Origin of the sequence: Bradyrhizobium sp. CCGUVB23, assembly GCF_024199885.1 — a bacterium.
Classification (GTDB): Bacteria; Pseudomonadota; Alphaproteobacteria; order Rhizobiales; family Xanthobacteraceae; genus Bradyrhizobium.
Window position 1 is genome coordinate 2,950,193 of the sequence record NZ_JANADQ010000001.1, and the last position, 21,875, is coordinate 2,972,067.

The following is a 21,875-nucleotide window of genomic DNA, read 5'->3' on the forward strand; positions in this document are numbered from 1 at the left end:
GGTTGTTTTCGAGGTTCTGGTTTGAAGACGCCTCACGCCCCCTCGAACTGCAGCCTTGCCAGCCGCGCATAAAGCCCGTTGGCTGCGACCAGCTCGGCATGCGTGCCCTGTTCGACGATCCGGCCCTGGTCCATCACCAGAATGCGATCGCATGACAGCACCGTTGCGAGGCGATGGGCGATCACGATCGTGGTGCGATGGCTCATCAGCTCTTCCAGCGCGGTCTGAACCAGCGTCTCGCTTTCTGCGTCCAGCGAGGACGTCGCCTCGTCGAGCAAGAGCAGCGGTGCATCGCGCAGGATCGCACGCGCGATCGCGATGCGTTGGCGCTGGCCGCCGGAGAGCGTCACGCCGCGCTCGCCGAGCGGGGTCTCAAACCCCTCCGGAAGGCGGCGAATGAACTCGGCGGCATGCGCAAGTTCGGCGGCGCGCTCGACCTCGGCGTCGGTCGCATCGGGCCGGCCGAAGCGGATGTTTTCGCGGGCGGTTGCTGCGAACACTACCGATTCCTGCGGCACCAGCGCGATGCGCGCGCGCAGCTCGCGCGGATCGACTGATCTGACCGGCACGCCGTCGAGCGCAATCGCGCCCGACCGCGGATCGTAGAACCGCAGCAACAGATGAAACAGCGTGCTCTTGCCGGCACCGGACGGACCGACGATCGCGACCTTCTCGCCGGGGCGCACGTTGAGCGAGACGCTGTCGAGCACCTTGACGTCGGGCCGCGCCGGATAGGCGAAGCTCACCCTGTCGAAGCCGACCTCGCCGCGCGCGGGCGACGGCAGCGCACGCGGCATTGCCGGCGCGGTGATCTCTGGCTGCACATGCAGGATCTCGAACAGGCGCTCGGCGGCACCGGAGGCGGCGGCGACCTCGCCCCAGACCTCGCTGAGCTGGCCAAGGCCGGCGGCGGCAAATGCCGTGTAGAGCACGAACTGGCCGAGACGGCCGGGCGTGATCGAGCCGATCAGGACGTCATGCGAGCCGATCCAGAGGATCGCGACCACGCTGGTGAATACGATGAAGATGATGATGGCGGTGAGCACCGCGCGCGCCTGGGTCGAGGTGCGCGCTGCCTCATAGGCCTGCTCGACCTCGCCGCCGAAGCGCTTTCCGGCGAGCTGCTCGCTGGTATAGGCCTGCACGGTGCGGATGGCGCCGACCAGCTCGGAGGCGTAGGCGGAGGCGTCCGCAAGCGTATCCTGCGCGTTGCGCGACAGCCGCCGCACCCAGCGCCCGAAGGCGACAAGCGGCAGCACGATCAGGGGAATGGCGAGCAGCACGAAACCGGAGAGCCGTGGGCTCGTGATCACCATCATCGCGACCGCGCCCAGAAACATCATCATGTTGCGCAGCGCGATCGATACGGAGGCGCCGACCGCGGACTTGATCTGGGTGGTGTCGGCGGTGAGCCGCGAGACCAGCTCGCCGCTGCGCGCAGAGTCGAAGAAGGTCGGCGAGAGCGAAAGCAGGTGGCCGAACACGTCGCGGCGAAGATCGGCGACGATGCGCTCGCCGATCGTCATCACGAGGTAGTAGCGCGCAGCGCTGGCGAGGGCGAGCACAGCGACGACCGCGATCATCACCGCAAAGTAGCTGTTGATCAGCGCGATGCCTTCCGGCGTGAAGCCGAAATCGATCATCCGCCGCACCGCGACGGGCACCAGAAGCGTGGTCAGCGCGGCAATCGTCAGCGCGACGAAGGCAAGCGCGGCGCGTCCGCGATAGCGGCCCACATAGGGCGCAAGCGCCATCAGCGGCCGCAGCTTTGCGCGGCTTTTGGCCGGCTGCTCGATCAGCTCGGCCTCGATCGAAGGGGTGTCCGCGGCGTTCATCTCGCCCTGATCGACGTACCGGTCATCAAGCCGTTCCAGTGCGCTCATGAGATCCGACCCATTGGATTAGTCCGCTCCCAATAGGCTGGTGCAAGGGTAGTGGCAAATCCGGGATGTCCCTTAGGGGCAAGCCCGGTTCACCCCCCGCAATGGCTTGTTTTGCGAGGTTTCGTGGGGTATAGAGCCGCCCAAATCCGTCATTCGCTAGCCACTCAATGAGGCGCCGGGGCGCCGAGGAATTGCCATGAAAGCCGAGATTCACCCGAATTATCATACGATTACCGTCGTGATGACCGACGGTACCGAGTTCCAGACCCGCTCCACCTGGGGCAAGGAAGGCGACAAGCTCCAGCTCGACATCGACCCGAAGTCGCACCCGGCCTGGACCGGTGGCTCCGCCCAGATCATGGACCGCGGCGGCCGCGTCTCCCGGTTCCAGAAGAAGTTCTCGGGCTTCCTCAAGAAGGATTGATCCGGCCGATCAGGCCGCGACGAAAAACGCCCCTGGGAGACCAGGGGCGTTTCTGTTTTTTGGGCCGCAGCAGTCGGGCCGTCGCTCTTCGAGGCCCGCTTCGCGGGCACCTCAGGGTGACGGTTAGAGTTGAGCTTACCCCTCGAACGCGGCCTTGAGCGCGTTGAGCTGGGGCACCAGGGGATTGCCGATCGGCATGCGGTCAGTCTGCGGGGTGTGGATGCTGGTGTCGAGGCGGCGCACGCGCGTTTGCAGGCTCATCGAGCGGGTGATCAGGTCCTGCAATTGCTGCGGCAGCTTCTCGATCGTGTCGGTGGGGCCGGGATCGGCCGCGGTCAGCTTGACCTTGGTCTTTTCGCGGTTGGCCTGGACCAGCGTCATCTCGCCTTCCTTCACCGCGCGGTGCAGCAGCAGCCAGGAGGCAAGCTGCATCAGGCGGGTGGTGAGGCGCATGCTTTCGGTTGCGTAGGTCAGGCTGACGGCGCGGTCGAGCGCCTTGGCCTCGGTACGGCCCGCGCCGTCGAGATAGGCCGCGGTCTCCTCCACCAGGTCCATGCCTTCGCGGAACAACGCGCTGAACGCCGCCGAATTGGTGAACCGTTCGCTAAGTTGAACGAGAGCGCCGTCGGCTTGCAAACGTTCCATGGTTAACGCCCCTTACGCAACTGTTTACCATCCGGCTTTGGCGCCGGCTTATGATGAACAAATCATTGCGCGGGCGCCTCGCGAAGTCCAGCGGCAACCGCGTTTATGGTTTCCGCGCCTCATTGCACCAGGGCGGGACACGTGAGGCGCAAAAAAAGAGCCGCCGGAGACCGGCGGCTTTGAAAGTTGATAACAGGGAGGCGTCAAACAGAGTGGACAGGAGCCACTCGGTGTCCAAACGAGGACGGTTCCAGTCATAATCGCGAAAGCTTAATCGACCGTAAACGAGCGAATTTTTTGAGGGTTCGTTAGCCATGTCGGCCATTGGCCGAGCGGTCTCATGGAACGTTTTTCCACCCGTCACTCCGGGACGAAGTCGCGAGCTATGATGCGCAATTGCGCGTCTGAGAATCCATAACCCCAAGCAGATGGAATAACCCGGGTCTGTCAGCCGGCCCGCTTCAACGGCCTGTGGTTATGGATTCCGGGCTCGGCGCTGACGCGCCGACCCGGAATGACGCGGGGGAATTCAGTCCGACGCGTCCAAGACGCGCGCGTTGCTACGACTTGAAAATGCTGTTCGCGGCGTCGCGCGAGGCGCGTTTCTTGGTTGCGGCTTCCTCGAGCCTTGCGATCTCGGATTTCAGCAGCGCGATGCGCTCGGTCAATTCCTCGACCGACAACAGTGAGAGGTCCTGTCCGATCTCGTGGCTGATCTTCTTGCGCGGCCGGTCGTCGTCGTCCATCGCCATCGTTTGCTCCTCCATCACAACCGAAGCCGAAGCGGTTGCCAGCGCGTGGCCCGCTGGCTAATCCATTGCCTCGTTCATCCTGCACCCTTAAGGCCCAAGGGATAATCGAGGACAAATCATGGAAAAGCTGCCTGCGCAAATGACCGTGGTCGCCATCTCCAAGCCCGGCGGTCCGGAAGTGCTGGTGCCGGAGCAGCGTGCGCTGCCGCAGCCGGGCCCCGACGAGATCCTGATCAAGGTGATGGCCGCCGGCGTGAACCGGCCCGACGTCGCGCAACGTTCCGGTTCCTACCCGCCGCCGCCCGGCGCCAGCGATCTGCCGGGGCTGGAGGTTGCAGGCGAAGTGGTCGCGGTCGGCAGCAACGCCAAGCGGCACAAAATTGGCGACAAGGTGATGTCGCTCGTCGCCGGCGGGGGTTACGCGCAATACTGCATCGCCCAGGACGCCCAGGCGATGAGCGTGCCGCCGGCGCTGTCGATCAAGGAAGCCGGCGCGCTGCCGGAAACCCTGATGACGGTCTGGCACAACGTGTTCGAGCGCGGCGGCCTGAAGGCCGGCGAGACGCTGCTGATCCATGGCGGCTCTTCCGGCATCGGCACCATGGCGATCCAGCTTGCGAAAGCGTTCGGCGCAAAGGTGATCGTCACCGTCGGCTCGCAGGACAAGATCGATGCCTGCCTCAAGCTCGGCGCCGACCGCGCGATCAACTATAAGACCGAAGACTTTGTCGCCGTGGTCAAGGCGGAGACCGGCAATGCCGGCGCCAATCTGATCCTCGACATGGTCGCCGGCGACTATGTCGACCGCAACTATGATGCCGCCGCGGTCGACGGCCGCATCGTGCAGATCGCAACCCTCAATGGCCCCAAGGTCAACGTCAACATCGCCAAGGTCATGGTGAAGCGCCTCACCCATACCGGCTCGACGCTGCGCCCCCGTAGTAATGCGGACAAGGCGGCGATGGTGGCCGCGATCGAGGCCAAGGTGATGCCGCTCTTGCGCGAAGGGCGCATCAAACCGCTGATGGACAGCACTTTCCCGCTGGAAAAGGCGGCGGACGCGCACCGGCGGATGGAGACAAGTGCACATATTGGCAAAATTGTGTTGGAAGTCTAGCCCGCACGCCCCGCAAGCGAGGCGGAAACCCTTTGATTTTCCTCGCTTTCGTGGCATCTATCGTGAAGCGCCGAACCATCTCGTTCCGTTCGGAAATTCGCTTAGCACTGAAGAGTTTGCGTCGAACGCGGAGAACTGACCTTGCGTCTGATCAGGTGCCTCGCGCCCATTGCGCTGGGCCTCATGATTCTTGTCGCCGCGTCGCCTGCACGCGCGCTCGATGCCGTCAGCGTCCGCAGCGACGCGCCCGCGATCGACCTCACCGCCGTTCTCGAACACCAGCGCAGCGACGCTGACCGCATCCAGGTGTCCACCGCGCCCGGCACCGACGGCATCGTCCGCCGCATCGAGGTGCGCGCCCGCGAGGGCGGCCAGAACTGGGTGGTATTCGCGCTCGCCAACAACACCGACGACCAGCTCGACCGTTTGATCGTCGCGCCGCATTACCGCATCGTCTCGTCCGGCCTCTTGTGGCCCGACCTCGGGCTGTCGCGCATCGCGACCATCACGCCCTCGATCGGCGACCGGCCCGAGCGCCAGGAGAGCGCGACCGCGGATGTCTTCCGCATCACGCTCGACCCCGGCTCCGTCGTCACCTTCGTCGCGGAGTTGCGTACCGACAAGCTGCCGCAGCTCTATCTGTGGGAGCCGGAGGCCTACAAGGACAAGGTCAACTCGTTCACGCTCTACCAGGGCATCGTGATCGGCATCTCGGGCCTGCTTGCGCTCGTGCTCACCATCCTGTTCGTGGTGAAGGGCAGCATCATGTTCCCGGCGGCCGCCGCGCTCGCCTGGGCGGTGCTGGTCTATATCGGCGTCGATTTCGGCTTCTGGGGCAAGGTGCTCGACATGTCGAACAACGCCGAGCGCATCTGGCGCGCGGCGGGCGAAGCAATTCTGGCCGCGACGCTGCTGGTGTTCCTGTTCGCCTATCTCAACCTCAGCCGCTGGCACGTGCGCTATTCGCACATCACCGTGGGTTGGCTCGCCTTCCTGGGCTCGCTCGTCGCGCTCGCCCTGTTCGATCCGGCGGTCGCCTCCGGCATTGCGCGCATGTCGCTGGTGCTCATCGCCTTCGCCGGCTTCGCGCTGATCGTCTATCTCTCGACCCACGGCTTCGACCGCGCGGTGCTGCTGATCCCGACCTGGTTCCTGCTCGTGATCTGGGTGGTCGCTGCCGGCATGACGGTCGCGGGCTCCGTGACCAACGACATCGTCGGCCCCGCGCTGCTCGGCGGCCTCGTGCTGATCGTGATGCTGATCGGCTTCACGGTCATGCAGCACGCCTTCTCCGGTGGCGGCGCGACCACCGGCGTCGTGTCCGACATCGAGCGGCGGGCGCTCGCGCTCGCCGGCTCCGGCGATCTGATCTGGGACTGGGACGTTTCCGCCGACAAGGTGTTCACCAGCCCCGAGACCGAGGCACTGCTCGGCCTGAAACGCGGGACGCTGGAAGGGCCGGCTGCGACCTGGCTCGAGGTGCTGCATCCGCTCGATCAGGATCGCTTCCGCGCCGCGCTCGACAGCGTGCTCGACCAGCGCCGCGGCCGCCTGGTGCAGGATTTCCGCCTGCGCACTCCGGATGGCCATTTCATGTGGTTCGCGCTGAAGGCACGGCCCGTGGTCGGCTCCGACGGCGAGGTCTCGCGCGTCGTCGGCACGCTCACCGACGTCACCGAGCTGCGCAATGCCGAAGAGCGCCTGCTGCACGATTCCGTGCACGACAATCTGACCGGCCTGCCCAACCGCAAGCTGTTCATGGACCGCCTCGGCGCCGTCGCCAATTTCGCCAAGACCATGCCGACGCTGCGGCCGACGCTGATGGTGATCGATCTCGACCGCTTCAAGCAGGTCAACGATTCCGTCGGCATCGCGGTCGGCGATTCCATCCTGCTCACGCTCGCCCGCCGCCTCACCCGCATCCTGAAGCCGCAGGATACGCTGGCGCGGCTCGCCGGCGACCAGTTCGGCCTGATCCTCTTGTCGGAACAGGATCCGGCCCGCATCACCGCCTTTGCCGAGACCATCCGCAAGACCATCCGCGCGCCGATCGCCTTCAACGACCGCGAGATCTTCCTCACCGCCTCGATCGGCCTCGCGCTCTCCGATCCGCAGACCCAATTGACGGATGAGATCATCAAGGACGCCGAGCTTGCGATGTATCATTCCAAGCGCATCGGCGGCGACCGCATCGATGTGTATAAGCCCGCGATGCGCGCGCGAAAAACGGACCGCCTGACGCTGGAGAGCGAGCTGCGCCGCGCCATCGAGCGGCAAGAGTTGACGATCCTCTACCAGCCGATCGTGCGGCTGGAAGATCGCTCGATCGCCGGCTTCGAGGCGCTGTCGCGCTGGGATCATCCAAAACTCGGACGGATGTCGCCGTCGGAATTCATCACGATTGCGGAAGAGACCGGCCTGATCGTCGACCTCGGCCTGTTCGTGCTCGACCAGACCGCAAAGCAGCTCTCGGTCTGGCAGCGCGCGATGCGCTCACGCGAACCGATCTTCGCATCCGTCAACGTCTCCTCGCGGCAACTGCTGCGCCACGACCTCATCCACGACATCCGCACCGTGCTGTCGCGCTCCTCGGTCGCACGCGGCACGCTGAAGCTCGAATTGACGGAATCGCTAGTGATGGAGAATCCGGAGCACGCAGCCCAGATGCTGACGCGGATCCGCGAGCTCGGCACCGGGCTGTCGCTCGACGATTTCGGCACCGGCCATTCCTCGCTCGCCTATCTCCAGCGCTTCCCGTTCGACACCATCAAGATCGACCAGTCGTTCGTCCGCACCACCAGCCGCGGCACCCGCCCGGTGATCCTGAAATCGATCATCGCGCTGGCGCACGATCTTGGCATGGACGTAGTGGCGGAAGGCGCGGAGACCGACTCGGATGCGGTCGAGCTCTACCAGCTCGGCTGCGAATACGCCCAAGGCTTCGCCTTCGGCGAGCCGATGGACGCCGACGCCGCGATGCGCCTGCTCACGGAAGTGCGGCTGGAAGCGGCGAGCTAGTAGCGCCGCTTCTCGCTCGGCATCTTCCTGAACCGCACGCTCTTGCCGTCCGGCATCCGCGTCGCGGTGAAGCCCGCGGCGAGGCAGGCTTCGCGCTGCGGCATCTGGATGTCGGGGCTGCGCAGGCTGTCCCACCAGGACGCGCGCTGCGCCGCACGCGGCAGGGCTGCGCCGATGATCTCCTCGATCTGGTCAAAGCTCAGCACGAGCTCCATCTGCTTCTGCCGCTTCAGGTAATCGCGCAACGCGTCGTAGTCGTTCACCGTCGTCCTCGATCGTTCATCGGGGGCCGCCCTTGCCGAAAAGCGTTAGCCCCGGAAACCGTTTCTTAACTGATTGCGACGCCGGCGTCCTAGCTTAAAGACTACTCAAGATTTCAGGTGCATCCACTAGTGTCGGGAGCAAGTGATGCTGGCTGGATGGCGCGAAGGCACGGCCCGGCGGCCGTGGCGGATCTCGGCGAAGCTGCTGATCATCTCGTCGGTCGTGACGGTGATCGGCTTTTCCGCCATTTGCGTCAACGTGATGCTCGACATGCGACGCGGCGAGGAGGCGCTCGCCCGCCAGACCCTGGAAAACCTGGCCACGACCATCGAGGCCGACATCAGCCGCAACATCGAGATCTACGACCTGTCCCTGAAGGCTGTGGCCAGCAACATGCTGCTGCCCGAGATCGGGACGGTCAGCAAATCGATCCGGCAGCTCATCCTGTTCGACCACGCCACGACCGCCAAGCATTTTGGCGCCATTCAGGTGTTCGACGCCGACGGCAAGCTGACCATCGACGCATCCACGCTCGACCCGGTCCCGGAGAACCGCGCCGACGAGGAGTATTTCAGGGTTCATCGCGACAACCCCAATGCAGGGCTGTTCATCAGCCGCCCGATGCTGTTTCGCGGCGCCTACGCCATTGTGCTGAGCCGGCGGGTCAACGATCAGGACGGCGGCTTCATGGGGGTCGTCGCCGGCTCGATCCGCTTCAGCTATTTCCACGAGCTGTTCGAGCGGCTGAGCCTCGATCCGCAGGACACCATCACCGTGCTCAAGCGCGACCGCACCATCATGATGCGGCGGCCGTTCGATCTCGACGTGATCGGCAAAAATCTGGCAGACCGGCAGAACTGGAAGGCGGACAATCTGAAAGAAGGCGGTTCGTTCGCGGGACAGGGTCCGGTGGATACGACGCCGCGCCTCTATGTCCGCAGCAGCAGTACCACGCCCCCCCTGTTCGTCGTCGCCGGCAAGCCGCTCAACGCCGTGTTCGAGCTCTGGCAGAAGGAGGCCTTGCGCATCGGGGGCGTGGTGCTGGTGCTCGCATTGTTCGTGCTGGGCTCGACGGCGGTGCTGGCGCGCGAGATCGGCCGGCGCGCCAAGGCGGAGAACAAGCTCGAGGAGATGGCGACCACCGACGCGCTCACGGGCCTGCGCAACCGCCGCAAGTTCGATTCCGTGATCGACGTCGAATGGCGGCGCGCGATGCGGCAGAAGACGCCAGTCGCGCTCTTGATGATCGATGCCGATCACTTCAAGGCTTACAACGACACGTTCGGCCACCAGGCCGGCGACCAGGTGCTGGTCGGCATCGCCATCTGCATCTCCGATTCCGTGCGCCGCGCCGGCGATTGCCCCGCACGCTATGGCGGCGAGGAATTTGCGGTGCTGCTGCCCGACACCTCTGAAGCCGCCGCGTTCAAGATCGCCGAGACGATCCGCTGCAAGGTGCAGGGCTGGTCCGACGACCAGGCGAGTACGACGGTCTCCTGCGGCATCGCGAGCCTCGTCCCCGCGGCCGGCATGGACTGGTCCATCCTGGTGACCGCCGCCGACAAGGCGCTCTACGCTGCCAAGGCCGGCGGCCGCAATCAGTCCGTGGTCGCGAACATTCCGAAACTGTCGCTGGTGGCGTGAGTTCAAGCCGTCATTCCGGGGCGATGCGAAGCATCGGACCCGGAATCTCGAGATCCCACAATGCGCAATTGCGCATTGTGGTTCGGTCCTGCGGACCGCCCCGGGATGATATCGAATGCGTATACGCCTTCGATATCACTTCTCCAGATAGTTCTTCATCTCCGCGAGCAGGCCGTCGCGCAACTCGGGGCGCTTCAGGGCGTAGGCGATGTTGGCGCGCAGGAAGCCCGCCTTAGAGCCGCAATCATGGCGCTCGCCTTCGAACTCGACGCCATAGAACTTCTGCGATTTGGCGAGCCCGATCATGGCGTCGGTGAGCTGGATTTCACCGCCGGCGCCACGCTCCTGGCTCTCCAGGATCTTGAAGATCTCCGGCTGGAGAATGTAGCGGCCGGTGATCGACAGGTTGGAGGGCGCAGTGCCCTTCGGCGGCTTCTCCACCATGCCGTCGACCTCGAAGATCCTGCCGATGCGTTTTCCAACGCCACAGACGCCGTATTGGTGCGTGAGATGGTCCGGCACGGCCTCGACCGCGAGCACGTTGGACTTCTCGCCGAGCTGGCTTGCGGCCTCGATCATCTGCTTAAGGCAGCCCGGCGTGTTGAGCACGAGCTCATCGGGCAGCACGACGGCGAACGGCTCGTTGCCGACGATGTCGCGCGCGCACCAGACCGCATGTCCGAGGCCGAGCGGCGCCTGCTGGCGGGTGAAACTTACGGCACCGGCCTCGGGCTGGTTCTGCGCCAAAACCTCTTGCTCGGCCTTCTTGCCGCGCGCGGCGAGCGTAGAGTCGAGCTCGAACATGCGATCGAAATGGTCTTCTATGACGTTCTTGTTGCGCCCGGTGACGAAGACGAAATGCTCGATGCCGGCCTCTCTCGCCTCGTCATAGACGTACTGGATCAGCGGCTTGTCGACGATGGTGAGCATTTCCTTGGGCATCGCCTTGGTGGCGGGCAGCACTCGGGTGCCGAGGCCGGCGACGGGGAATACGGCTTTGCGGATTTTCATGGGATTGATCGAATACCTTGGGACATGCGGGCGTGGAGCAATGACATCTTGCTAGCCGGTTTGCAGCCGGTAACAAAGGCGGATGTTGGGCCCCTGCCCCGGGATTCCAAAGGAAAGGGCCGCCTACAAAATTTCACCTTTGTTAAGGTATTGGCAACCGTAACAAGGGCCTCCTGCAGCCGGATTTTGGCCGCACAGGTGGGACATGACGCGATCGATGGCAGGACTTGCAGGACTGACCGGCGCAACCCTGGTTGCGGCCGCCCTCCTGTGCCCGCTTCAGGCGCGCGCGCAGGGATCAAACGGCCTGTCCAACCTGTTCGGCGGCATTTTTTCCGGCCAAACCCCGTCGTCTACGCAGCCCGCGCCGGCCCAAGGCGGCGCGCAGGCGGGAAGTCAATCTTGGAGCGGCGAGGACGGCGCTTCCGGCCATCCCCTGATGACTGCAGCCGCGATCCGCGAGGCCGCCGCCAATTTTGACAATTGCGTTGCATCGATGTGGCCTGATGCCGCACGTCGCAACATCACGCAGGAGAATTTTCAGCGCTTCACCGCCGGGCTCACGCCCGACCTGCGCATCATGGATCTGCTGGATTCGCAGCCGGAGTTCACCAAGTCGATCTGGGACTATCTCGACATCCTCGTGAACGACAACCGCCTCGCCAAGGGCAAGGAGATCCTCGCCAAGTACAAGGCGCAGTTCGACGCCACCGAGAAAGCCTACGGCGTCGACCGCTATATCATCGCGGCGATCTGGGGCATCGAATCCAACTACTCGACCCAGATGGGCGACCGCAGCGTGCTGCAATCCACTGCGACGCTGGCCTGCATCGGCCGCCGCCAGGCCTATTTCAGGGACGAATTCCTCTCCGCGCTGGAGATCCTCAACCGTGGCGATCTGAACCCTGATCAGATGCGCGGCTCCTGGGCCGGCGCGTTCGGCCCGACGCAATTCATGCCGACCGCGTTCAAGCGCTTTGCAGTGGATGCCGATGGCGACGGAAGGCGCGACGTGGTCGACAATCCGGCCGACCTGATCGCCTCCACCGCCAACAATCTGAAGAAGGACGGCTGGCAGAGCGGCGCGAGCTGGGGCTACGAGGTCGTGGTGCCGCAGGGCTTCAACTACATGCTGGCGGATCGGGCCAAGGCAATGACGATCGCGCAGTGGGAGAAGCTTGGGATCAAGCGCGCGACCAGCCAGCCCTTCCCGCAGGCGGCCGACAAAGCCTATCTGCTGACGCCCGCCGGGGCACAAGGGCCGGGCTTCCTGATGCTCCAGAATTTCCGCGTGATCATGAAGTACAACCCGGCCGAGGCCTATGCGCTGGCGATCGGCCATTTCGCCGACCGGCTGCGGGGCGGCCAGCCCTTCGTGCAGCCCTGGCCGCGGCAGGAGCGGGAACTGTCCCGCGCCGAGCGGCTGGAATTGCAGCAACTCCTGGCCCAGCGTGGCTTCTACAAGGGCACACCTGACGGCCAGTTCGGCGGCCAGACCCGGGACGCCCTGCGCAACTTCCAGGCCTCGATCGGGGCTCCCGCGGACGGATTTGCCTCCTCCGACATGCTGGAACGGCTGCGCGGGCGATAAATCCGTCCCGAAAGTAACCCTGAACACGAAATCCGGCCTCCGCCCTTGACGAGGGCGGCAGTTCCCCGGTGTATGGCGCAATCAAATCTGCCCGTTTGCGGCCCGATTCCGTTATTATATCGAGCCTATTCCGAAACCGTGGCGCGCGCCTCAGAACCGCATGTCGAAGCCGAAATCATTTTTCAAGGCCCTGACCGAGACCGGCCCGTTGATCGCGCTGGGGACGGCGCTTGCGATCATGGTGTCGGTGGCCGGCCCTGCGTCAGCGCAGTTCTTCAACTTCCCCGGCTTCGGCGGACCGTCGCGGCCCGCGCCGCCGCGCAGCGGAGGCGGCGGCTGGTTCGGCGGCGACTTCTTCGCGCCCTTCCAGCAGCCACAGCAGCAAGCACCTCGCCAGGATTTTTCTCGCGCGCCGGCACCGGCCAAGCGCGATACGGTCGCCGAGCGCAATGTGCTGGTGATCGGCGACGCCATGGCGGACTGGCTCGCCTATGGTTTGGAAGACGCCTACACCGAGCAGCCCGACATGGGCGTGATCCGCAAGCACAAGACCTCGTCCGGCCTGATCAAGTACCAGCCAAAGGGTGAGCCCTCGGACTGGGCCGCCGCAGCCAAGGGCATTCTCGAAACCGAGAAGCCCGACGTCATCGTTATCATGCTCGGCCTTAACGACCGTCTGGCGATCCGCGAGCCGGCGGCGGACAAATCCGACAAGCCTGCCGACAAGAAGAACGACAAGGGTGCGCGCGCCAAGCCGCAAGGCAAGCCGGGCGACGCCAAGACCGACACCAAGCCCGGCCCGGATGCGGCCGCCAAACCCGACGACAAGCCGGCAGACACCGACCTGCCGCAGGACGACGCCGACAATGCCGATGCGCCGCAGACCGCGGCGCCGGAAAAGACCGCGCGCTCGCCGAACGGGCTCTATGAATTCCGCGACGACCGCTGGGTCGAGCTCTACGGCAAGAAAATCGAGGAGCTGATCGGCGTGCTCAAAGCCAAGGGCGTGCCGGTGCTCTGGGTCGGCCTGCCCGCAATTCGCGGTCCGAAGGGTACGGCGGACATGCTGTTCCTGGACTCGCTCTATCGCGAAGGCGCGGCCAAGGCCGGCATCACCTATGTCGACGTCTGGGACGGCTTTGTCGATGAAGCAGGCCGCTTCCTCCAGAAGGGCCCCGACTTCGAAGGCCAGATCCGTCAGCTCCGTACCTCTGATGGCGTCTATTTCACCAAGGCCGGCGCACGCAAGCTCGCGCACTATGTCGAGCGCGAGATTACGCGTCTGCTGGCGGGGCGCTCAGGCCCGATCGCACTGCCGAGCGAGCCGGCAACGCCGGACACCAGCGCCGAGCCCGGCAAGCCCGCGCCGCGGCCGCTTGCCGGGCCGATCGTGCCGCTGGTTGCGGCCTCGATCTCCGCCGATCAATTGTTGGGCGGACCGGGATCGCGTCCGGCCGCCGTCGATGCACTCGCGGCCAAGACGCTGGTGAAGGGCGAGCCGCTGACGCCTCCGGCAGGCCGCGCCGACGACTATGCCTGGCCACGGCGCGAGGTCGGTCGCGAGCAGGCCAAGGGCGATACGCCGGTCGCGGCGACGACGCCTGAGGGCGGCGCTGCCAATCCAACCGCGGGGACTGCGCCGAATGCTGCTGCTGCCGCGATCGCCCCGCCAAAGCTCGCGCCGAAGAAGCCGCCGGTGCAGCAACCGGCACAGGCAACGCCGTCACCGTCGTTGCGCGATTTCTTCGGCTTCGGTTCGCCATCGCCGCCGCGTCAACTGGCGCCGCAGCCGCCGCGCAATCCGAATCCCAATCCGGCGATCCCGCGTCCGCCGGGCAACGTTGGGCGATCGGCGGAATTCTATGCGCCGCGATAGTCGGCTCGTGTAGGCTAGCTGTAGTAGCGCCAGCGCGGCGGCGGGCGGCGGGCTGGCCGCGACATCAACAGCGCGAGCGCAAAGCCAATGCCGCCGGCGACCAGCAGCGCGCCGATCGGGTTCGCCTGCACTCTCTTTGCAAGTGCCTGCGTCCCGTCGCGGAATGTATCCTGGCCAGCTTCATAGGCGCCCTTCGCGTAACCGGCAGCGCTATCCGTGGCATCACGCGCGGCATCCTTCGCCTGGCCGTACAGGTTCTGCACGGTGCCGGCCGCTTCGCGCGCCTTGGCCGAGGCCTGCGTCTTCGCGTCTCCCGTCATCTCACCGACCGCACCTTCGACGCGTCCGGCAAACTCCTTGGCTGATCCGGCAATCCGATCGTTGTCCATGTTGGTCCTCCTCGAGGGTCAGCCCAAGTAACCGATCAGCCGCAGCGCGGTTCCGCATTCGCTTTAGAGAATGAGCCCGCCGTCGACGACGATGGTCTGGCCGATGATGTAGGACGACAACGGCGAAGCCAGGAACAAGGCCGCACCCGCCATGTCAGCCGGCGTGCCCAATCGCCGCAGCGGAATGCGTGACAGCGCGCCCTCGAGCCGCTGCGGATTGGAGGTCGTGACTTTGGTCATCTTGGTATCGACGAGCCCCGGCGCGATGCCGTTGACGCGGATGCCGTCCTCGGCCCAGGCCTCGCCCAGCGTCCGCGTCAATCCGACCGCGCCGGTCTTCGAGGCATTGTAGGCCGGATTGCCCATGGTGGAGTGATAGGCCGCAGTCGAGGAGACGATGATCAGCGATCCCCCCGAATCCCGCAGCATGGGATGAAAGCGCGTGGCACAGGCCATCAGGCTCATGAGATTGACTTCGAGCACCCTACGGAAGCCGGCCATCTCGAATTCGCCGCGGCGATAGATCACTGCGCCTTGTGCCAGCACCAGCACGTCGAGACGTTCGAACGACGGCTTGAACGCGTCGATCGCCCTGGCATCGCTGACATCGAGCTGGGCGTAAACGAGACCGGTGAGATCCGAGCCTTCTTCCGCTGAATAGTCCTTCGCATGTGCGCGGGTGCCGCAGACCGCGACTTGTGCGCCCTTTGCACGAAACGCCTGTGCGATGCCGTTACCGATGCCGCTGGAACCGCCGACGACCAGCACCTGCTTACCTGAGAAATCGAGCTCGTTCATCGCGGCCTCCCTTTGCTTTTGCTTTGTTTGACGTGTGTGCGGATCGATGCCAGCCTTGTCAATGAGACAACAATAAGCGAGCAGGCGCGGGGAAGCAGCATGCCAGAGTTCAAGCAGCTCAGCCGGTCCGTCAGGGGACTGACCGTTCTCATTACGGGCGCGGCAAGCGGCATGGGGCGCGCGACTACGCGTGTTCGGCGCGGAAGGCGCCAATGTCGCCGTGACCGACTACGAGCCGGATGGCGCGCAAGCCGTCGCCAGGGAGATCACCGCGAGCGGCGGCTCTGCCGAGGCGTGGAAGCTCGATGTTGCCAACGCCAAGGAGATCAGCCGCGTGGTGGGCGACGTCGCCGCGCATTTCGGCGGGCTCGACATCGTCGTCAACAATGCCGGCATTTCCGTGCGCGTCGCGATCGACGACGAAAGTTACGAAGACGCCTGGGCCAAGGGTATCGCGGTGATGCTGACGGCGCATCCGCGCATCGTCCGCGCCGCCCTGCCCTACCTGCGCAAATCGAAGAGCCCGCGCATCGTCAACATCGCCTCCACCGAGGCGCTCGGCGCTACCGCGCTGCACAGCCCCTATTCAGCCGCCAAGGGCGGCGTTGCGAGCCTGACGCGCTCACTCGCCGTCGAGCTCGGCCGCGAGGGCATCACCGTGAACTGCATCTGTCCGGGGCCGATCCGCACCGCGATCACCGACCGGATTCCGGAAGAGCACAAGACGATCTACGCCAAGCGCCGCACCGCACTCGGGCGTTACGGCGATCCCGAGGAGGTCGCGCACATGACCCTGAGCCTGTGCCTGCCGGCAGCCTCGTTCCTGACCGGCGCGGTGATCCCGGTCGACGGCGGCTTGATGGCACGGAACGCGTGAGAGCCATGCGCGCACAGCGTTGACATCGGCAGGCGCGGGGATAGCCTTTTCGCCAACAGAGCGGGCAAACCGCTCGCACGCCCCGGGAGAACGCCAGGAGAATCGCAATGACGATCGCCATCCGGCAGCTTCAGAAGCATTTTGTCGGCGAGGTTTCGGGCCTCGATCTGCGCCAGCCGCTCACGACGGATGAGGCGCGCCAGATCGAGGCTGCGATGGACAAATACGCGGTGCTGGTTTTTCACGACCAGGACATCACCGATGAGCAGCAGATGGCTTTTGCGCTGAACTTCGGCCAGCGCGAGGACGCGCGCGGCGGCACCGTCACCAAGGAGAAGGACTATCGTCTCAGCTCTGGCCTGAACGATGTCAGCAATCTCGGCAAGGACGGCAAACCGCTGGCGAAAGACAGCCGCACGCATCTGTTCAATCTCGGCAATTGCCTCTGGCATTCCGACAGCTCGTTTCGCCCAATCCCTGCAAAGTTCTCGCTGCTGTCGGCGCGCGTGGTGAACCCGAAGGGCGGCAACACCGAATTCGCCGACATGCGTGCGGCCTATGACGCGCTCGATGACGAAACCAAGGCGGAGATCGAGGATATGATCTGCGAGCATTCGCTGATGTATTCGCGCGGCTCGCTCGGCTTCACCGAATATAGCGACGAGGAGAAGGCGATGTTCAAACCGGTATTGCAGCGCCTGGTGCGCACGCACCCGGTGCATCGCCGCAAGTCGCTGTACCTGTCCTCACATGCCGGCAAGATCGTGCGCATGAGCGTGCCCGAAGGCCGGCTGCTGCTGCGCGATCTCAACGAGCACGCGACGCAAGGAGAATTCGTCTACGTGCACAAATGGAAGCTGCATGATCTCGTGATGTGGGACAACCGCCAGACCATGCACCGCGTGCGGCGCTACGACCAGTCGCAGCCCCGCGACATGCGCCGCGCGACGGTCGCGGGCACCGAGCCGACGGTGCAGCAGCAGGCGGCGGAGTAGGTTTTTCTGATGAACAGCGTCATCGCCCGGCTTGACCGGGCGATCCAGTACTCCGAGACGGTCGTGTTAGAATCGATAAGCCACGGCGTACTGGATGCCCCGCCGGAGCCTGTCATCGGGCTCGCCGAAGGCGAGACCCGGTGGCGGGGCATGACAGCGAGCGCGCACCTACGCGTGCCCCGCCTCGTTCGAGAGCATGCCGGGATCGATGCCGATCTTGCGCAAGGCGCGCGCGTACTTGTCTTCGACGTCATCACCGAAGATCAGATCCGCATCCGCGTCGCAATGCAGCCAGCCATTGCTCTGGATCTCGGTCTCGAGCTGACCCGGCGCCCAGCCGGCATAGCCGAGCGCAAGGATGGCACGCTTCGGGCCGGAGCCGTTGGCGATCGCGCGCAGGATGTCGACGGTCGCGGTGAGGCAGACACCGTCATCGATTCGCAGCGTCGCGTTCTCGATGTAGAAGTCGCTGGAATGCAGCACGAAGCCGCGCCCCGTATCGACCGGGCCGCCGCGCAATACCTTCATGCTCTCGGCGTTCTCCGGCAGCTCGATCTGCGCGCCCTTCTTGATGATACCGAGTTGCTCCAGCAGCTCCGGAAAATCGATGCTGCCAGCGGGATGATTGACGATGATGCCCATCGCGCCCTCGGCCGAATGGGCGCAGAGATAGATCACCGAGCGCTCGAAGCGCGGGTCGCCCATGACCGGCATGGCGATCAAGAGCCGCCCGTCGAGATAGCCCGCCGAATTGGGGACGGCGGGGCCGGTCGCCGGGGTGCTGTCGCCAGTTCTCTTGCCTGCAGAACCCATCGGTGAAGCACTCCCCTCTCGGTTCATATCCTGATGTCGGGCTTGCCCGCTGTCAAATCAAGGCTTGCATGGACCGAATTCCCCACGCCTAACTCCCAAGCCAAATTCCAAAGCCAATTCCGATGCGTCCATCACAAGCAATTCAATGGTTTGCGCCGGACCGACCCTGTAAAGACGTGCTATGCTCACCATGGTTCCCAAGCACGCCGCGACCATCGTCGCCGTAACCTTGCTCGTGTCCGCGCAGCCCTCGCGCGCCGACGACGCCTCGCCCTGGCAGCGCGACGGCCATTCCGCCGTGCGCCTTTTGGCGGGATCGCGCAGCGGCCCGGTGCTGCTCGGCGGCATCGCATTCCAGCTTCAGCACGGCTGGAAGACTTATTGGCGCACGCCTGGCGATTCCGGCGTTCCGCCGCGTTTCGACTTCTCCAAGTCCGAAAATGTCGAAGCTGTGACCGTGCTGTGGCCGGCGCCGCTGAAATTCGACGATGGCGCCGGTGGCCATTCGATCGGCTATCACGACCAGATCGTGCTGCCGCTGCGCATCGTCGCCAAGGTCCCGGACAAGCCCGTGACCCTGCGCGCCGAAATCAATTACGCGGTCTGCGAAAAGCTCTGTATCCCCGTCGAGGCCAGCGCCGAGCTCGGCTTCAACAGCGTCGCCTCGACCGAGGACGGCGCGCTGTTCGCGGCGCTCGACACGGTGCCGAAGCCCGCCAATGTCGGCGATCCCGTTCCGCTGACCATCCGCGACGTCAAGCGCGAGGGCGCGACGAAGGTGCTGGTCGACGTGGCCACGCCCGATGGGCGCGACGTCAACCTGTTCGTGGAGGGGCCGACGCCCGACTGGGCGCTGCCGGTCCCCTCACCCGTTGAGCATAGCCCGGCGGGCGTCAAGCGCTTCGCCTTCGAACTCGACGGCCTGCCGCCCGGCGCCAAGCCCGACGGTGCCGCGTTGAAGTTCACGCTGGTGGGGCCGGAGAAGTCGTACGAGTTCAATATCAACCTCGATTGACCCGTCGCGTCGTCCTGGACAAGCGCAGCGAAGCGGAGCGCAGATCCAGGACCCATTACCACCGGCGGCAGCTTGACGGCACGGTGGCTGTTATCTCCCTTCCAATAACTTCTGCCTGGGGTAATGGGTCCTGGTTTGCGCCAGGACGACCACGCGGGGGCCACCCAACCAAATCTTAACGAATGGTTGCTAGTCGGAAGGCTGCCGCAGCATGCGGGACGCCTGGGGATCTCGACGTGACCGTGATGGATGCAGAACCCGCAAGGACCGGGCCGGCCGGCCTGATTGCGCGGCTGCGCGGCAAGTTGACCGGCGGCACCAGCGAGGCGTCGCTGACGCGCCGGCTCGCAGGTACCATCTTCCTCATCCGCGTGATCAGCGCAGGTCTTGCCTATCTCTCGCAGATCCTGCTGGCGCGCTGGATGGGCACGTCCGACTACGGCGTCTATGTCTATGTCTGGACCTGGGTGCTGCTGCTCGGCAGCATGATGGATTTCGGCATCTCGGCTTCCGCACAGAAAATCATTCCGGAATACCGCACCAGCGGCGAACACGCGCTGCTGCGCGGCTTCCTCTCCGGCAGCCGCTGGCTGACCTTCGTGGTCTCGGCCCTGGTCTCGCTTGCGCTCGCCGGCGTCGTCCTCCTGCTCTCGCCATGGATCGATCCGGCCGCACGGCTGCCGCTCTATATCGGTTGCATGACGCTGCCGGCCTTCGTGGTCGCCAACACCCAGGACGGCATTGCGCGCGCGCATGACTGGATGCAGCTCGGCCTGATGCCGCAATTCATCATTCGTCAGGCGCTGATCATTGGCATCACCGCGTCCGCCTTCCTGCTCGGCTTTCATCTCGGCGCGATCGCCGCGATGGTGGCGAGTGCGGCTGCGGTGTGGATCGCCATGACCAGCCAGATGGTGGTGCTCAACCGCAAGCTCGCCGATCATGTCGAGGACGGCCCCAAGGCCTACGACGTTGGCGGCTGGCTTGCGATCTCGCTGCCGATCCTGCTGGTCGAGAGTTTTTACCTGCTGTTGTCCTACACCGACGTGCTGGTGCTCCAGCAATTCCGTCCCTCCGACGAGGTCGGCGTCTATTTCGCCGTGGTGAAGACGCTGGCGCTGGTGTCCTTCATCCACTACGCTATGTCGGCAACGACGGCGCATCGCTTTGCCGAATACAACGCGCTCGGCGACAAGACGCGCCTGTCGGCCTATGTCACGCACGCCATCAATTGGACCTTCTGGCCCTCGCTCGCCGCGACCGCCGTGCTTCTGGCGCTCGGCAAGCCGCTGCTCTGGCTGTTCGGACCGCAATTCGTGATCGGCTACGACATCATGTTCATCGCCGCGATCGGGCTCGTGGTACGCGCCGCGATCGGGCCGGTCGAGCGTCTCCTCAACATGCTCGGTCACCAGAAGATCTGCGCGCTCGCCTACGCGCTCGCCTTCGTGATGAACGTCATCCTCTGCATCGCAATGGTGCGGCGCTTCGGCGGCCACGGCGCGGCCGCCGCGACCTCGATCTCCCTCACCTTCGAGACCGTGCTGTTGTTTTGGATCGTGCGGCAGCGGCTCGGCCTGCACGTGCTGGCGTTCGGCCGATAGACGGCAAAAAACGCCTCTCCCGAGCGGAACCTTTTCAGCCCCTTCTTCGTTTGACTTGGCCCTGCACCGCAAAACGGTCATTTCGTGGGGAGGGGACATTTGGGCAAAAATCACCACCAATCTCCAATCCACGCATGGTTTCTTCTTATTTTTCCGCGGTGCATTGCCGTCAGCAGCAACTTTATTCTACGCGTATTGCTTGACCAACGAGATAAACCTAGACTCGCCAAGACATGATTGACCCGCTCTACGTCGCTTCAGGATTCGGCGTCGGCCTGCTTGTCGGTATGACCGGCGTTGGCGGCGGCTCGCTGATGACCCCGCTGCTGATCCTGTTGTTCGGTGTCCACCCGTCGACCGCGGTCGGGACCGACCTGCTCTACGCCGCCGGCACCAAGACGGGCGGCAGCGTGGTGCATGGCTGGTCGCGCAGCGTGCATTGGCCCGCGGTGCTGCGGCTAGCGTGCGGCAGCATTCCGGCGAGTGCGCTGACGTTGTTCGTGCTTTGGAAGCTCGATCTCAAGAGCGACACCGAGCGCAGCCTGGTCAATCTGGTGCTGTGCTTCGCGCTGCTGCTCACCGCAACCTCGCTGATCTTCCGCAAGACGATCATGGATCGCTGGCGCCACTCGCTCGAGCGCGTCGAGGACCGCGCCACCGCGATCGCGACCGTGGTCACCGGTGCCGTGCTGGGCGTGCTGGTCTCGATTTCGTCGGTCGGTGCCGGCGCGGTCGGCGTGACCGTGCTGCTCCTGCTCTATCCGCGCCTGCCGATGGCGACCATCGTCGGCTCCGACATCGCACACGCCGTCCCGCTGACGCTGGTGGCCGGCACCGGACACTGGGCGCTTGGTGACGTGGATTGGGCGCTGATGGGCGTGCTGCTGATGGGCTCGCTGCCCGGCATCGTGCTCGGCAGCTTCAGCGCGACGCGCGTGCCGGAGACGGTGCTTCGCCTGACGCTTGCCAGCGTCCTCTTCGTGGTCTCAGGCAAGATCATGTTTGCCGAGCTGAACCTGTCGTCCGCGATCGTGACCGCGCTGGCCTGGACGCATTGAACACAGAACGGCCGCACAACTCTCGCTGTCATCGCCCGGCTTGCCGCCTTCGCTGAAGCTTCGGCGCGCCTGCATCGCGAGCCTCGTCGGAGCCTTGGCGG

The 21,875-nt window shown here is 64.9% G+C and carries 18 protein-coding genes and 1 pseudogene; 11 read left to right on the forward strand and 8 right to left on the reverse strand.

Features of this window, described 5'->3' with window-relative positions:
* Positions 1 to 32: 32 nt before the first annotated feature.
* Positions 33 to 1,883: an ABC transporter ATP-binding protein/permease gene (locus NLN62_RS13465; RefSeq protein WP_254109104.1), complete on the reverse strand. Its 1,851-nt coding sequence runs from the start codon at positions 1,881 to 1,883 to the stop codon at positions 33 to 35.
* A gap of 196 nt (positions 1,884 to 2,079) precedes the next feature.
* On the opposite strand from NLN62_RS13465, the gene rpmE reads away from it, so the two are divergent.
* Positions 2,080 to 2,307, forward strand: coding sequence for a 50S ribosomal protein L31 (gene rpmE, locus NLN62_RS13470; protein WP_254109105.1), 228 nt, complete (start codon positions 2,080 to 2,082; stop codon positions 2,305 to 2,307).
* Between the two features lie 135 nt (positions 2,308 to 2,442).
* Here the strand turns inward: rpmE and NLN62_RS13475 are convergent, their stop codons facing one another.
* Both NLN62_RS13475 and NLN62_RS13480 read right to left on the reverse strand, forming a co-directional pair.
* The gene (locus NLN62_RS13475) at positions 2,443 to 2,952 is read right to left on the reverse strand and encodes a DUF1465 family protein (RefSeq protein ID WP_254109106.1); all 510 of its coding nucleotides are present in this window, start codon (positions 2,950 to 2,952) and stop codon (positions 2,443 to 2,445) included.
* Positions 2,953 to 3,512: 560 nt separating this feature from the next.
* Positions 3,513 to 3,704, reverse strand: a complete 192-nt coding sequence (locus tag NLN62_RS13480; RefSeq protein WP_027521814.1) for a DUF1192 domain-containing protein — start codon at positions 3,702 to 3,704, stop codon at positions 3,513 to 3,515.
* Between the two features lie 118 nt (positions 3,705 to 3,822).
* Between NLN62_RS13480 and NLN62_RS13485 the strand changes: the two genes are divergently transcribed.
* Together NLN62_RS13485 and NLN62_RS13490 are read left to right on the forward strand one after the other, a co-directional pair.
* On the forward strand, positions 3,823 to 4,821 hold the full coding sequence (locus NLN62_RS13485) for an NAD(P)H-quinone oxidoreductase (RefSeq protein ID WP_254109107.1): 999 nt from the start codon (positions 3,823 to 3,825) through the stop codon (positions 4,819 to 4,821).
* 141 nt (positions 4,822 to 4,962) lie between these two features.
* The gene (locus NLN62_RS13490) at positions 4,963 to 7,839 is read left to right on the forward strand and encodes an EAL domain-containing protein (protein WP_254109108.1); all 2,877 of its coding nucleotides are present in this window, start codon (positions 4,963 to 4,965) and stop codon (positions 7,837 to 7,839) included.
* Here NLN62_RS13490 and NLN62_RS13495 read toward each other — a convergent pair.
* Positions 7,836 to 8,102: a hypothetical protein gene (locus NLN62_RS13495; protein WP_027521811.1), complete on the reverse strand. Its 267-nt coding sequence runs from the start codon at positions 8,100 to 8,102 to the stop codon at positions 7,836 to 7,838. The genes NLN62_RS13490 and NLN62_RS13495 overlap by 4 nt on opposite strands.
* Before the next feature lie 145 nt (positions 8,103 to 8,247).
* On the opposite strand from NLN62_RS13495, the gene NLN62_RS13500 reads away from it, so the two are divergent.
* Entirely contained in the window at positions 8,248 to 9,747 is a 1,500-nt protein-coding gene (locus NLN62_RS13500) for a sensor domain-containing diguanylate cyclase (protein WP_254109109.1), read from the forward strand.
* A 135-nt stretch (positions 9,748 to 9,882) separates the two neighbouring features.
* On the opposite strand, the gene NLN62_RS13505 is transcribed toward NLN62_RS13500, so the two are convergent.
* Positions 9,883 to 10,758 (reverse strand): UTP--glucose-1-phosphate uridylyltransferase, encoded by an 876-nt coding sequence (locus NLN62_RS13505; RefSeq protein WP_254109110.1) that lies wholly within the window; start codon positions 10,756 to 10,758, stop codon positions 9,883 to 9,885.
* Between the two features lie 205 nt (positions 10,759 to 10,963).
* Here NLN62_RS13505 and NLN62_RS13510 point away from each other — a divergent pair, with 205 nt between their 5' ends.
* The gene (locus NLN62_RS13510) at positions 10,964 to 12,349 is read left to right on the forward strand and encodes a lytic murein transglycosylase (RefSeq protein WP_254109111.1); all 1,386 of its coding nucleotides are present in this window, start codon (positions 10,964 to 10,966) and stop codon (positions 12,347 to 12,349) included.
* 160 nt (positions 12,350 to 12,509) lie between these two features.
* On the forward strand, positions 12,510 to 14,225 hold the full coding sequence (locus NLN62_RS13515; RefSeq protein WP_254109112.1) for an SGNH family hydrolase: 1,716 nt from the start codon (positions 12,510 to 12,512) through the stop codon (positions 14,223 to 14,225).
* A gap of 14 nt (positions 14,226 to 14,239) precedes the next feature.
* On the opposite strand, the gene NLN62_RS13520 is transcribed toward NLN62_RS13515, so the two are convergent.
* Positions 14,240 to 14,614, reverse strand: a complete 375-nt coding sequence (locus tag NLN62_RS13520) for a CsbD family protein (RefSeq protein ID WP_027521806.1) — start codon at positions 14,612 to 14,614, stop codon at positions 14,240 to 14,242.
* A gap of 63 nt (positions 14,615 to 14,677) precedes the next feature.
* Positions 14,678 to 15,412, reverse strand: a complete 735-nt coding sequence (locus NLN62_RS13525) for an SDR family NAD(P)-dependent oxidoreductase (RefSeq protein WP_254109113.1) — start codon at positions 15,410 to 15,412, stop codon at positions 14,678 to 14,680.
* Between the two features lie 99 nt (positions 15,413 to 15,511).
* On the opposite strand from NLN62_RS13525, the pseudogene NLN62_RS13530 reads away from it, so the two are divergent.
* Together NLN62_RS13530 and NLN62_RS13535 are read left to right on the forward strand one after the other, a co-directional pair.
* Positions 15,512 to 16,289 (forward strand): annotated as a pseudogene (locus NLN62_RS13530) (SDR family NAD(P)-dependent oxidoreductase).
* Between the two features lie 107 nt (positions 16,290 to 16,396).
* Positions 16,397 to 17,284 carry a TauD/TfdA family dioxygenase gene (locus tag NLN62_RS13535; RefSeq protein ID WP_027521803.1) on the forward strand — a complete coding sequence of 296 codons (888 nt, stop codon included), beginning with the start codon at positions 16,397 to 16,399 and terminating at the stop codon, positions 17,282 to 17,284.
* Between the two features lie 168 nt (positions 17,285 to 17,452).
* Here the strand turns inward: NLN62_RS13535 and NLN62_RS13540 are convergent, their stop codons facing one another.
* On the reverse strand, positions 17,453 to 18,097 hold the full coding sequence (locus NLN62_RS13540) for a YqgE/AlgH family protein (protein ID WP_027521802.1): 645 nt from the start codon (positions 18,095 to 18,097) through the stop codon (positions 17,453 to 17,455).
* 181 nt (positions 18,098 to 18,278) lie between these two features.
* On the opposite strand from NLN62_RS13540, the gene NLN62_RS13545 reads away from it, so the two are divergent.
* From NLN62_RS13545 to NLN62_RS13555, 3 genes are all read left to right on the forward strand, one after another.
* Positions 18,279 to 19,112, forward strand: a complete 834-nt coding sequence (locus NLN62_RS13545) for a protein-disulfide reductase DsbD domain-containing protein (RefSeq protein WP_027521801.1) — start codon at positions 18,279 to 18,281, stop codon at positions 19,110 to 19,112.
* A 236-nt stretch (positions 19,113 to 19,348) separates the two neighbouring features.
* Positions 19,349 to 20,716 carry a lipopolysaccharide biosynthesis protein gene (locus NLN62_RS13550; RefSeq protein ID WP_371932984.1) on the forward strand — a complete coding sequence of 456 codons (1,368 nt, stop codon included), beginning with the start codon at positions 19,349 to 19,351 and terminating at the stop codon, positions 20,714 to 20,716.
* Positions 20,717 to 20,949: 233 nt separating this feature from the next.
* Complete coding sequence (locus tag NLN62_RS13555) at positions 20,950 to 21,774, forward strand: sulfite exporter TauE/SafE family protein (RefSeq protein ID WP_027521799.1); 825 nt, start codon at positions 20,950 to 20,952, stop codon at positions 21,772 to 21,774.
* Positions 21,775 to 21,875 lie beyond the last annotated feature (101 nt).